8 protein-coding genes are annotated in these 13784 nt (G+C 37.0%); all 8 read left to right on the top strand.

Annotation, left to right across the window (positions count from 1 at the left end):
- Positions 1–624 precede the first annotated feature (624 nt).
- The 8 genes from ACIDC4_RS08595 to ACIDC4_RS08560 all read left to right on the top strand — a co-directional run bounded on the left by ACIDC4_RS08595 (position 625) and on the right by ACIDC4_RS08560 (position 13776).
- Entirely contained in the window at positions 625–3756 is a 3132-nt protein-coding gene (locus ACIDC4_RS08595) for a SusC/RagA family TonB-linked outer membrane protein (RefSeq protein ID WP_412042409.1), read from the top strand.
- A 16-nt stretch (positions 3757–3772) separates the two neighbouring features.
- A complete protein-coding gene (locus tag ACIDC4_RS08590; protein WP_412042410.1) occupies positions 3773–5245 on the top strand; it encodes a RagB/SusD family nutrient uptake outer membrane protein in 1473 nt (490 codons plus the stop codon).
- A 27-nt stretch (positions 5246–5272) separates the two neighbouring features.
- Positions 5273–6841, top strand: a complete 1569-nt coding sequence (locus tag ACIDC4_RS08585) for an arylsulfatase (RefSeq protein WP_412042411.1) — start codon at positions 5273–5275, stop codon at positions 6839–6841.
- A gap of 41 nt (positions 6842–6882) precedes the next feature.
- Positions 6883–8808 carry an arylsulfatase gene (locus ACIDC4_RS08580; protein WP_412042412.1) on the top strand — a complete coding sequence of 642 codons (1926 nt, stop codon included), beginning with the start codon at positions 6883–6885 and terminating at the stop codon, positions 8806–8808.
- 69 nt (positions 8809–8877) lie between these two features.
- Positions 8878–9429 carry a DUF1254 domain-containing protein gene (locus tag ACIDC4_RS08575; RefSeq protein ID WP_412042413.1) on the top strand — a complete coding sequence of 184 codons (552 nt, stop codon included), beginning with the start codon at positions 8878–8880 and terminating at the stop codon, positions 9427–9429.
- Between the two features lie 357 nt (positions 9430–9786).
- Positions 9787–10380: a DUF1214 domain-containing protein gene (locus ACIDC4_RS08570; protein ID WP_412042414.1), complete on the top strand. Its 594-nt coding sequence runs from the start codon at positions 9787–9789 to the stop codon at positions 10378–10380.
- A 365-nt stretch (positions 10381–10745) separates the two neighbouring features.
- Entirely contained in the window at positions 10746–11816 is a 1071-nt protein-coding gene (locus tag ACIDC4_RS08565; RefSeq protein ID WP_412042415.1) for a sterol desaturase family protein, read from the top strand.
- A 7-nt stretch (positions 11817–11823) separates the two neighbouring features.
- On the top strand, positions 11824–13776 hold the full coding sequence (locus ACIDC4_RS08560; protein WP_412042416.1) for an alkyl/aryl-sulfatase: 1953 nt from the start codon (positions 11824–11826) through the stop codon (positions 13774–13776).
- Positions 13777–13784 lie beyond the last annotated feature (8 nt).

The following is a 13784-nucleotide window of genomic DNA, read 5'->3' as shown; positions in this document are numbered from 1 at the left end:
ACAAATAAACAACTGATTATCAAATACTTAATTCATAAATATTACTTTTATAATTATTTATTTTAGCTTTAATAAAAAAAAAATGAACAAATTTTTGGTTTTTATTATATTAAAATTAACTTTGTCTATAGGATTAGTAGAGTATAAAAATATTTGAAACCATAAAGAATTATATTTTGAAAACAACCGAAAGCATAGCGTATTACATTCTTCCTAAAAAATATACTTATAACACAGTCTGTTATATGTGCTTCTGTTGCTAATTCTTAGCATTTTTTTCGTTTATATTCGATATCTCTTTTTTATCGAATCGATTTAAAAGACGAAATTTAAAATACCTCACAAAGATTACTTATTGAAATTACAAAAATCTGTTTGATACCCTAATTTATATCAAAAGGGTTGTTAAACTATACCTATAAACTAAAAGAAAATAACTAATAACTAAAAAAACAAAGATGAAAAAGATGCAAAATTGTTGCTGTAAATAAAAAAAGCCATTTCTGCGGCAACAGAAATGGCAAGGCTTAAAGAACATTTATCACTAAATCAAGAATACCATTAGAGAGTTGAAAAATCAACTTTCAAGGCCTCTTGTTAATTACTTAAAACCAGTACAAAGAAATGAAAAATTTTTTAAAAATAAACTCATTACTATTTCTCCTGCTTGTCACGGCAGGAATTAATGCCCAAAATACAACGCCACTTATACAGTCTAAGCTCGACGGAACTGTGGTAGACGACGTTACAAATCAGCCTATTATTGGAGCTTCAGTTGTTATTAAAGGAACAACACATGGCGTTCAGACAGATGCTGAAGGAAAATTTTATTTTCAAACCGGTCAAAAATTCCCTTATACTTTAATCGTAAGCTACATTGGATACAAAAAAGCTGAAATAATTGTAGACAAAAACCCAATTACAATTAATCTAAAAGAAGAACGCCAGGAATTAGATGAATTGGTTGTTGTGGGATACGGTTCTCAAAAGAGAAAAGACATTACAGGTTCTGTAGCTTCAGTTCCTAAAGCAAACTTATCTCAAGTGACCTCATCTGCAGATAACCTGTTACGAGGTGCGATTCCGGGAGTGGTAGTTACACAAAGTTCGGGTCGCCCGGGAGCTTCATCAAGTGTACGTATTAGAGGAGGAAACTCGATTACGGCCGGTAATGAACCTTTGTATGTTGTAGACGGAATATTAATATATAATGATAACAATAATAGTACCGCAGGAGTTACGAATGCCGGTGCAACAGTCAATGTTTTATCAACTATAAACCCGGCTGATATTGAATCTATCGAGGTATTAAAAGATGCTTCAGCAACTGCCATTTACGGATCGCGTGGTGCTAATGGTGTAGTTATCATTACTACCAAAAAAGGAACAAAAGGACAGGATAATATTTCGTACCAAGGTTATTTTGGATTTCAGAATGTATCGAAAAAACTAAACTTAATGAATGCCAGCCAATGGGCAAGCTTGCGCAATGATGTTCAGGCTAGTATTGGTCAGGCTCCATCTTTTACACCGGCTCAGATAGAAGCTTTTAAAACATCGGGAAGTTACGACTGGCAAGATGCTCTTTTTAGAACTGCAGCGCCTGTACAAAATCATCAGTTATCTTTCTCTGGTGGAGATGAGCGTTCCAGATATGCTATTTCTGCAGGATATTTTCAACAAGACGGAATTGTAATTGCATCAGATTTTAAAAGGATTTCGCTTCGTGTAAATTACGAAAGAAATTACTCTGAGAAATTTAAATTTGGTGTAAATGCCAACTACAGTAATTCGATTTCTAATGGTGTAGGTACAAATGGCGGTGCGGCTGCCGGAAGATCTCCAAACCCATTAGTGGTGGCTTTGTATCAACCTCCGGTAGTTCCTATTAAAAATGCAGACGGAAGTTATAACTTAACCAATAATCCGTATGCAACTGCAGTAAATGGTATTATCCCAAACCCTATCAACGACTTAGTCAGTACAACTAACGAAACTAAAATAAACAGAATTTTGACCAGCTTATTTGGTGAATATAAAATCACTAAAAAGCTTGTAGCAAAAGTAGCCGTGAGCGGTGACGTTATCGATACAAAACAAAACTATTATGCTTCGTCTACCACTACTGCCGGAGCAGGAACAAAAGGATTGGCTTCTGTGGGAGATCGTCTGGTAAGTTCTGTATTGAATGAAAACACGTTGAATTACAATACGACTTTTGGTGAAAACCATAAATTTTCGGCTTTAGGAGGATATACACTTCAATACACTCAAGGTGAAGTAGTAAATGCCGGATCTAATACATTTGTAAATGATGCTAATACGTATAACGCTCTGCAAGATGGTGTTGCGGTAAAACCTTATAGCGATGCATTTGAAAGTGTATTAAAGTCATGGTTAACCAGAATAAATTATTCATACAAAGGAAAATACAACTTTACTTTATCTGCACGTGCCGATGGTTCATCACGATTTGGATCGGAATCTCTTTGGGGTTATTTCCCATCAGCAGGGTTTTCATGGAATATTACTGACGAAGATTTTGCTAAAAATATTAAAGGTGTAACCGAAGCTAAACTTAGAATTACAGCGGGAACAACAGGAAACCAGGAAATTGGTAATTATCTTTCTTTAGCTCAAATGGGTTCTGTAAATTATGCCTTTGGAGGAACTTTACAGACAGGATTAGCTCCTACCCGATTGGCAAATCCGGATTTGAAATGGGAAAAAACAAATCAATATAATGTTGGTTTAGATTTATCATTATTAGATAGAAAAATCAATTTTGTATTTGATGTGTATTACAAGAAAACAAATGATTTATTAATTAATGTGCCTATTCCGCTTACTTCAGGTTATGCTACAGTTCTTCAGAATATTGGAGGGGTTGAAAATAAAGGTATTGAAATTGGTTTAACAACAGAAAATGTAAAAACTGAAACTTTTTCATGGAACTCAAATGTTGTTTTATCTGCCAACAAAAACAAAGTGGTTTCGATAGGAAACGGAGTTGATCAGTTTTTTCCTGTAGTGCCAAACGGATCTTTATTACAGCAACAACCTGTAACAGTAAAAGTAGGTTTGCCATTGGGAACTTTTTGGGGATATAAAACAAACGGAATTTTCCAGACTCAGGAAGAAGTTAATACGCAGCCAAAAATAAACAGTTTAGCCAACACAAAAGTTGGAGACAGAAGATATGTAGATACTAACGGAGATGGTGTAATCACTGCACTTGACAAAGGTAACTTAGGAAGTTCTCAACCTAAATTTGTTGGAAGTTTTAGTAATACCGTTTCTTATCGTGATTTTGATCTTAATTTCTCTTTTCAGGGATCTTATGGCGGAAAGATATTTAATGCCTTAAATCAGCAATTAGAGATTTCTACTCTTGGCACAAATGCTAATGTTACTCTGGACGATCGCTGGACTCCAACAAATCCAAGCAATGAAGTCCCGAGAGCCACAAGTTCTCCTCTTGGAATCGTTTCTGAGCGTTATGTAGAAGATGCTTCTTTTTTAAGATTAAAATTAATCACTTTAGGATATACATTGCCTAAAAGCGCTTCTCAAAAATTAGGAGCCAAAAGCATTAAATTCTATGTATCTGCTGAAAATTTAATTACATGGACAAAATACACTGGTTATGATCCAGAGGTAAGTTCATACGAACAAAACAACTTATATCCCGGAATTGATTTTGGTTCTTATCCAAACTCTAAAACATTCATTTCGGGTCTGAACATAACTTTCTAAGCAAAAAATATACACAATGAAAAAGATTATTATAACAATCCTATTTAGCGCCGGTTTATTTACATCGTGCGCAGATCTGGAGGTAACACCTACCTCTTTTGTTACCGAAGATAAATATTTTAAAACGCAGGATGATGCCGTTGCAAGTGTAACTGCTGTTTATGCCTCTTTAAGTCTTGATCCGGGAGAACAAAGTTTATTTGGCAGAAACCTTTATTTCTTAACCGATATGGCTACTGATTATGCTGCAGCAGGAGTTTCGGCAACAAACCCTCAGGTAAGAGCTTTAAGCAGTTTGACTCATGATGCCACTTCAGATCGTGTTCAGGTAGCATGGCGCCAGATTTACGCCGGAATCAACAGAGCCAATGTTTCTATCGATAATATCCCTAAAGTCGTAGGAAACGAAACTGTTAAAACAAGATTGATTAATGAAGCAAAATTCATTAGAGGATTATTATACTTTCAGGCAGTTCGTTTGTGGGGAGGAGTGCCAATTGAATTGCATGAACCAACTTCTATACAATTAGAAAGTTTAAAATCAAGAAGAGAAACTGTCGATGCTGTTTACACTCAGATTATTTCAGATTTGAATGCTGCCGAAGCATTACCTGCAACTTATCCTGCAAGTGATTTAGGACGTGCAACATCAGGAGCTGCAAAAGCTATTTTAGCAAAAGTATATCTAACAAGAAAAGATTATCCAAATGCCATTTTAAAAGCCAGAGAAGTTATTAATGGCGGTTACGGTTATGCTCTTTTTGAAAGTTTTCAGGATATTTTTACTAAAACAAAAAAGAATGGTAAAGAACATATTTTCTCTGTTCAGTTCGAGCCCAATCAGGCAGGAAACGGATCAAGCGGAAGTACTTTTCAATCGACATCATTTATAGGTTTTACTGCTACAGAACCAGCAGATATTATTTCAGATGTTGCTTTATTTTATGATATATATGCTCCTGGAGATACAAGAAGAGATGTAAGTTATGCCAAGACATTACCAATTCCGGGAACTGCAAATATTTACACTTTCCCTAAACCCATCTTCAAAAAATATTTGGATTTAACCAATGTGGCAACTCCGGGTAACGTCGCTATTAATTTCCCAATTATTCGCTATGCCGATATCCTGTTGTCATTAGCGGAAGCGATAAACGAACAGGGAACACCAACTCCGGAAGCTTATGAATTGATCAATCAGGTAAGAAGAAGAGCTTTTGGAAAACCAATTACAACGCCAGATGCAGCTGTAGATTTATCAGGATTAAATCAGGTTACTTTTCGAGCAGCAATCCAAGAAGAACGCAAAAAAGAATTCGTTCAGGAAGGGCAACGCTGGTTCGATCTGGTTCGCTGGGGAACTCTGGTAACCGAAGTGAAAAAAGTAACAGCTAAAAACTCTGTTTCAGAAAGAAATAACCTTTACCCTATTCCACAAAGCGAAAGAAGTATTGATCCTGTTGGTTTGCCACAAAACCCTGGATACTAATAACCGATTTTCATCCAAATAAATAAAATGATTAAAAAACTGTTCCTTATCGCCCTATTGGTTGTTGCACAATTTCAGCTATTGGCACAAAAAAAGCAACCTAATATCATCGTCATTTTGGCAGATGATTTAGGTTTCTCAGATATTAGTGCTTTTGGCTCAGAAATTAAAACGCCAAACTTAGATAAGCTCGCTAAAAACGGGCTTATTATAAAGCAGTTTTACAATGCAGGACGTTGCTGTCCTTCCCGCGCTTCATTGCTCACGGGTTTGTATCCACACCAGGCAGGAATTGGCGACATGGTTCAGGACAAAGGATTTCCTGCCTATCAGGGATATTTAAACGAGCATTGTATCACGATTGGGCAAGCACTCAAACAGGCAGGATACAATACAATTGTTTCCGGAAAATGGCACGTGGGTCTTGTACCATCAGCCTGGGCAGTTAATAGAGGGTTTGATGATTCTTTTACTTTACAAAACAATGGAAGCAGTTATTTCAACTCAGAACCTTTATATAACGACGGAAGAAAAGTCACTTTTATGAAAGGAGATAAAGAAGTTATTCGCAGGGATACGTCGACTTATCTGACTCAGGAAATAACCAATTTTGCTATTAGTTCTTTAGAAAAACAAAGAAATCAGCAAAAACCTTTTTTTCTTTATGTGGCTTATAATGCTCCACATTGGCCCATTCAGGCATTGCCCGAAGATATTGCAAAATACAAAGGCAAATATCTCGAAGGCTGGGATAAATTGAGAGAAAGCCGTTTTAAAAAATTAAAAGAACAAGGCATTATTGATAAAAATTGGGACTTATCAAATCGTTTTGAAAAAGTACCGGATTGGGAAAAACTAAGCGTCGAAGAAAAAGACAAATGGGATACGCGAATGGCAATTTACGCCGCCATGATCGACCGAATGGATGCCGGAATTGGAGAAATCCTGCAGAAAGTCAAGTCGTTGGGAGAAGAAGATAATACGATCGTTCTTTTTCTTTCGGATAATGGCGGAAGTGCCGATGATGTGAAAAACTGGAATTATGTTATACAAAAAAATGGAACACCAGGATCGGTTGCATCAATCGATAGTTACGAAAGTCCGTGGGGAAATGTGAGCAACACGCCTTTTCAATTATTCAAAAAGAACACTCACGAAGGTGGAATTGCTTCCCCTTTTATTGCTTATTATCCTAAACATATTAAAGCGGGAACAGTAAGCAACAGAGTAAGTCATTTGATTGATATTTTTCCAACTTTTCTCGAGTATGCGGGGTTTCAATATCCGGATTTTTTTCAGGGAAAAAAGCTAACACCTTTAGAAGGGATTAGTTTAAAAAAGGAATTTGAAGGACAACAATCTGATGCACATGAAGCTTTGTTTTGGGAACATGAAGGCAGCAAAGCGGTACGAAAAGGAGATTGGAAGGCTGTAGCCGAAAACAATCAGCCTTGGGAATTGTACAATCTTGCTACTGACAGAACCGAAACAAAAAACGTAGCAAAATCAGAACCGAAACTACTCCAAAACCTGATTGAATTACATCAGCAATGGTCCGCAAAAGTAGGCGTACAAGATTGGAATAAAATAAAATAGTTAAACAATGATTACGCATTAAATAATAAAAATTTAATCTAATGAAAAATTTAAAATTGAATACTAAAATCAAAAGTCCACAAAAAGGGCTGTTGATTACTGCATTAATATTGACGCAATTAGGTTTTGCGCAAATAAAACCTGATCCAAATTACAAAGGTGTAATTGGTAAAACCTTAGCCGATTCTAAAGAATATTGGCCAGATCCTGTAAAAGCTCCTGAAGGTGCGCCAAACGTAGTCTGGATTTTATTAGATGATGTGGGTTACGGCGCTACAAGTGCTTTTGGAGGTTTGATCAACACACCTACTTTCGAGAGTTTGGCCAATAATGGTTTGCGTTATACCAATTTTCACACCACTGCGATTTGTGCGCCAACCCGCGCCGGATTATTAACTGGTCGTAATGCACATGCCGTTCACGTAGGTGGATTTTCGCATACCGCCATGTCAGCTGGTTTTCCGGGTTATGATGGAAGAATTCCGTCTTCGGCAGGAACCATTGCTGAAATTTTACGCGACAACGGATACAATACTTTTGCTGTTGGAAAATACGGTGTAACTCCAGATGAAGATGCTACAGATGCAGGTCCGTTTGACAGATGGCCAACCGGAAAAGGTTTTGATCATTTCTACGGATTCTTAGGATCAGAAACAGATCAGTACAATCCGGATTTAGTTGAAGATCAAACTTGGTTAAACGGAAACACAAGACTGAATAATGCAGGAAATGATAAATCTAAAAACCAATTTACGGCTGATTTAAAAGGGAAACACTTAAGTGAATTAATCACAGACAAAGCCATTACCTATATCGATCGCCAGAAAAGTGCAGCACCAAACAAACCTTTCTTTTTATATTATGCGCCGGGAGCAACACATTCTCCGCATCAGGTAGCCAAAGAATGGAGCGACAAATACAGAGGTAAATTTGATGAAGGCTGGGATGTTTACCGTGATAAAGTAATTGCCAATCAAAAGAAGTTAGGTTTAATTCCGGCTGATGCCAAATTGCCTACGCGTGATTCGTATGTAAAAGCGTGGAATACTTTATCTCCTGACGAAAAGAAATTATACGCTCGTTTCATGGAAATCTATGCCGGATATCTCGAATACACGGATTATGAAGTAAGCCGAATTGTAAATCATCTGAAAGAAATAAATCAGTTAGACAATACCGTTTTCTACGTTGTTTTGGGTGATAATGGAGCTAGTAAAGAAGGAACAGGATCCGGAACAATCGATCAGCCGTTGTTGAAAAAATTATTTGGGAATGGTTCTAAAGAAGATGATGTAAAAGAAAACCTGGCTAAAATTGATCTTTTGGGAACTCCGGAAGCTATCGAGGGAAATTATCCTTACGGATGGGCTTTGGCTGCAAATACACCTTTTAAAAACCTGAAACAAGATGCACATTCTGAAGGAGGAACGCGTAATCCGTTGATTGTTTATTATCCAAAAGGAATAAAAACTCCGGGAATTCGTAACCAATACGGTCACGTGATAGATATTTTACCAACCACTCTGGAAACAGTTGGCATTACTGCTCCAAAGGAAATCCGCGGCATTGCTCAGGATTCTATTCAGGGAACTTCATTAGCGTATTCTTATGCTGATGCAAAAGCTCCTTCAAGACATAAAATTCAATACTATTATATTTTTGGATCAAGAGCTTTGTACAAAGACGGCTGGAAAGCTGCGGCACCTCATCATCCTGATTTTATCGATATTGTTGATAATGGCGCTTTGGCAAAAAGTACAGGTCCAAGTACCTATGACAATGATGTTTGGGAATTATACAACCTGAATACTGACTTTAACGAAAGAGTTGATCTGGCTAAAAAGAATCCTGAAAAACTAAAAGAACTTCAGGCTGCTTTTGATGATCAGGCGAAGAAAAATAACATCTATCCTTTTATCGACTGGCAGGATGTTTTGAAACAACGAGTTCACAAGAAAAATAAATAGAAATCCATCAGTACTATTCATCATGCTGTAAAGTATCATGAATAGTACTGATATTAAAACAAGTAAATTATGGCAGTAACAAAACCAATTTTGAAAAAAGGCCTTTTCGCCTTGATTCTTGTAGTAATTGCAGTAAGTTTTTACTACCTCACGATCTGGATAACTCCTTATTATGTGCAAAAAAAGTTTGCAGAAAAAAGTCTTGGCGTTGTCAATACTCCCCGATTTGGAGATCAGCCCAATGCTGAAAACAGCAGAGTAATTCCGTTACCAAATCCGGATTTTTTGTATTCGACAATCAATTATGATTTGAAAGATGATGTATTGAAAATTTCAGGAATTGTTCCCGATTCTACTTATTGGTCTATCTCGGCTTATCAGGAAAATACCACCAATTTTTTTGTTGAGAACGAAGAAAAAGTAAAAGCCAAATTCGAATATTATTTAGCTCCTGAAGGTAGTACTGCCGAAGTCTTGAAAAATATTCCGAAGGAAAAAATCATTTACAGTCCAACGAATAAAGGACTGATTCTGTTTCGTTATTTGGTTTCGAAAGCATATCCGGTAAAAACATTGGCCGAATTGCAGCATGGTGTTACGGTAGAGAAATTAGGGAAGTAAGCTTAACCTTTGTCATGATACGCAGATGACACGGATTTGCTTTGCAAAGACGCGGATTTAAACAGATTTTTTAGTTTAATCATCATTCGCGATCGCAACCCAAAAGTTTGTCATCCTGAGCCAAGTCGAAGGACACACGCGAAACTCGACAAAGATTGTCCTAGCCCCGATAGAAGTGGAAATCCTTTTGTTCCGGGGTTCGGAACAAAAGATTGGAACGGATAGCGGGATTAGCTCCTGAAAAAGATTCGACTTTACATAGAAATCGAAATGGAAAAAACGTATGAAAGCTTTGTCAAAGTTTAAAACTTTGACAAAGCTGCCCAAACAAAACATTCAATTTAAATAAAAATTAAAATGGCTTTAAATCAAAAAATTAAAAAGATAGGACTTGCGGTAGCATTGATCATTCTCGCTATTGTATTCGGGAGTGCCGTTGGTGTTTACAACATCAAATCCGGCAAGAGCGATTCGCAACGCATTATTGGTAACTGGCAAACGGTTGATAAAGACAAAGACCTCAACTCAGCCGATTTGCTAACCATTGCACAAGTGGCAGTTTACGGACCTTATGCCCTAACTAAAAAAGAAGTTATCTACCTGAGCACAAGTACTGATAGCGAAGGAAACGCATTAGACCCAAAAGCTGACTATGTCATTAGCGGGAAAAAACTAGACGCGAAATATTGGAGCATTACAGCGTATGACGAAAATGGTTTTTTAATTAAAAATCCAATCAATAAATACAGCTATAATCTTGAAGATGTAAAATATGAATCTGATAGTACTTCGTATAAAATCAATCTTTCGGGAACTGAGAAAAAGGAAAACTGGCTGCCAATTAACGATGTTCAAAAAGCAAGTTTAATCATTCGTTTGTACTTGCCTTCTGAAAAACTCAGAGAAAATTTAACGGTGGAGACGCTTCCTACCATTCAAAAAGTAAAATAATAATCAATACGTATTATAACAAATTTGGAAAAAATCAATAAATAAAACTCTATTAATTCAATAGAATTAAAGTAGTACTTTATTTATTTTTACATTTATTAAAAACGCATTGATTTTCAATACAGTTATAAACATAAAAATTAGAAATCATGAAATCGCCTCTAAAACAAAATCTGTGCAAAACAAACAGCAATAATGGCGATTACATATTTGACAATTAAAAAATAAAATTCACAAATATGAAACGAGTAGACTATGAAATTATAGGAAAAAAAATCATCGTGGGAGCGATTGTTTTTTTAGTTCCGCTAGTCATTTTGGCGGGAGGTTTAGCATTAATTAGTAATTTTTTAAAATAAGATATCATGGCAATAATAGATCACAATTCAAGAAGCAGATTAATAAGAGATTTAAGTATTAGTTTCGTAATATATTCATTGCCGGTAGTGGCAATATTTCTTTATTTCAAACTAACAAATGGTGTTATAACGCAATCGCACCTTACCTTACCCTCGTTTTTAGAATTTACAAAACCCGCTTTCGAAAACATTCGTACCTGGGGATTAACTGTTTTTATGTTGGTTCTGGGAATTATAGAATTTACAGCCGGTTTGTACGATGATGAATGGACGGGTGAAGAACGCAAAATAGATATTATTTGTTTCCTGGCTCCAAAATTACTTTTACCACCGGTAATCGCATTTTTCAGTTTAACGGCATTGCCTTATTTGATCCCAAATTTGGCCAACTCACTTTCATGGGTTCCGTTTTGGGGAGGATTTTTCCTTATCGCAATCGCTGATGATTTAACGCAATACTGGTACCACAGACTGCACCATCAGGTTCCGTTTTTATGGAGATTTCACAGAACGCATCATTCGGCTCCGTATATGGGAATGGCAATGGCATCGAGACAAAACTTTATTTATACGGTTTTCTTTTCTCAAATTTATTTAACGGCTACCTTGACGTATTTAGGTTTAGGATTACCTGCATTGTTTGTTTTGGTGATCAAAAGTTTCATCACTCTTGGTGCGCATTCAAGTATCAAATGGGACAAACCATTTTACAAATACAGAATCTTACATCCAATTGCATGGGTTCTTGAACGTTTAATTTCGACTCCTGCAACGCATCATGCGCATCATGCCGATACTAGCGGAGACGGCGTTGGACACTTTAAAGGAAACTTTGGGAACATGTTTTTTCTTTGGGATGTGATTTTCGGAACTGCTTTAATCACCCGTAAATATCCAACTTCATACGGAATGAAATCGTACAAGCAAGAAGAATGGTACGCGCAATTTTTGTGGCCAATATTCAAATCTAAAAAAGAAGGAAGTGCTTTGGCAGAAGGAGTTTTATCTGTCCCAATAAAAGCCAAAATAGAAACAGTTTCTCCGAGCCCGGTGTATTACGAGCAGGCTCAATCTTAAAAATACCATGAAAAAAAATAAAATAACGACCCTGTTAATAGGATTCACCATTGCTGCAAACGCACAAGCGCCAAAACAGGCCTCAACTTTTACCCAAAAATCAAATGAGGCAGTATATTCAAACTTAAACTTTGATGATACTGCCGATTTTACCGACGCCAAGAGAGGTTTTATCGCCACTCTTGCCGACGGTAAGATTCTTTCTAAAACCGGAAATGTCGCTGTAAATCTGAACGATTTCGCCTTCATTAAAGGGAAATCTCCTGAAACAGTAAATCCTGCTTTGTGGCGTCAGGCACAGCTCAACAACATCAACGGATTGTTTAAAATTACCAATGGCGTTTATCAGGTTCGTTCTTTTGATGTTGCCAATATTTCGTTTATCGAAACCAAAAATGGTTATGTTGTAATTGATGCCTTAACGATTGGTGAAGCTTCTGCTGCCGCTTATGAACTAGTCAAAAAACACGTCGCTAATAAACCTATTTTGGCCATAATTGTAACGCACAGTCACGGTGATCATTATGGCGGTATTGAAGGATTGGTTGCTGCAGAAGATATCAAATCCGGAAAAGTAAAATTTATCACACCAAAAGGTTTTTATGAAGAAGCGGTAAGCGAAAATGTACTTTTAGGAAACGTAATGCGACGAAGAGCCGGATATCAATTTGGGTTAAGTTTAGAAAGAAGCGCGACAGGTCAGGTTGATGTGGGTCTGGGAAAACCGTTTTTAAGCGGAGGTTCTTCCTCTCTTTTACAGCCTAATTTTGAAGTGGAAAAAACCGGACAAACAATCAATATTGATGGCCTGGATCTAATTTTTCAGCTTACGCCGAATTCTGAAGCTCCAGCCGAATTAACGGTCTTTGCTCCTGCTCAAAAAGTTTTCTTTTCTGCCGAAATTGCCAGTCATACCTATCACAATGTCCTTACTCCTCGCGGTGCCAAAACCAGAGACGCCAAAGCTTGGGCAGGATATCTTGACGAAGCTATTGATTTATTTGGAGCCAAAATCGAATTTATTGTTCCGTCGCATACCTGGCCGGTTTACGGTCATGACAAAGGAATTACTTTTCTGGAAAAACAACGAGATTTATACAAATACGTGCACGATCAAACTGTTCATTTGGCCAACAAAGGTTTGAATAAAGATGAGATTGCCGAAGAAATAAAACTTCCTGCCGAATTAGGCAAAGAATGGTACAACCGTGATTTTTACGGAACCGTAAAACACAATGCCAAAGCAACTTATCAATTCTACTTAGGTTGGTGGGACGGAAATCCTGCTGATTATGATAAACTACCACAAGTAGAATCGGCTAAAAAATATGTCGAATGGTTTGGCGGCGAAGAAACTGCCTTGAAAAAAGCCACCGAAAGTTACCAAAAAGGAGAATACCGTTGGGTTGCCGAAGTACTGAAACATGTCATCTTTGCGAATCCCGAGAATGCTGCGGCTAAGAATTTACAAGCCGATGCTTTCGAACAAATCGCCTATCAAAGTGAATCCGGAATTTGGAGAGATTTATATTTATCCGGAGCCAAAGAACTTCGCGAAGGCGTAATTGTTCCTAAAAACCCTGTGAATCGTGCCGCAGGATTTTTGTCTACACTAACTCCAGAAGCTATTTTCGATTATTTATCTGTAACGGTTGACGGAAATAAAGCGGCAGGAAAAGACGTAAAATTGCGTTTCATTTTCCCGGAACTCAATAAAAACATTCTGGTTTATCTTAAAAACGGCGTTTTGCACCAAAGTCAAACCCGACCAAATGATAAAGCCGAATTTACCTTAACAATCCCAAAAGCCAAGTTTGTAGCTTTATTATCCAGTCCTGAAACGGCACGCGACATTCTAACTTCAGACGGCGTTAGTTTTGAAGGTGATCCGTTTAAATTCAGAAAATTGGCGAGCACTTTCGAACCGGCAAATCCGTATTGGAATATTGTAACTCCATAAAATCAAAA

The sequence above is a fragment of the Flavobacterium sp. C3NV genome (assembly GCF_046825355.2).
In the GTDB taxonomy this organism is placed as follows: Bacteria; Bacteroidota; Bacteroidia; order Flavobacteriales; family Flavobacteriaceae; genus Flavobacterium.
This window is presented reverse-complemented; position numbering and strand designations above follow the sequence as displayed.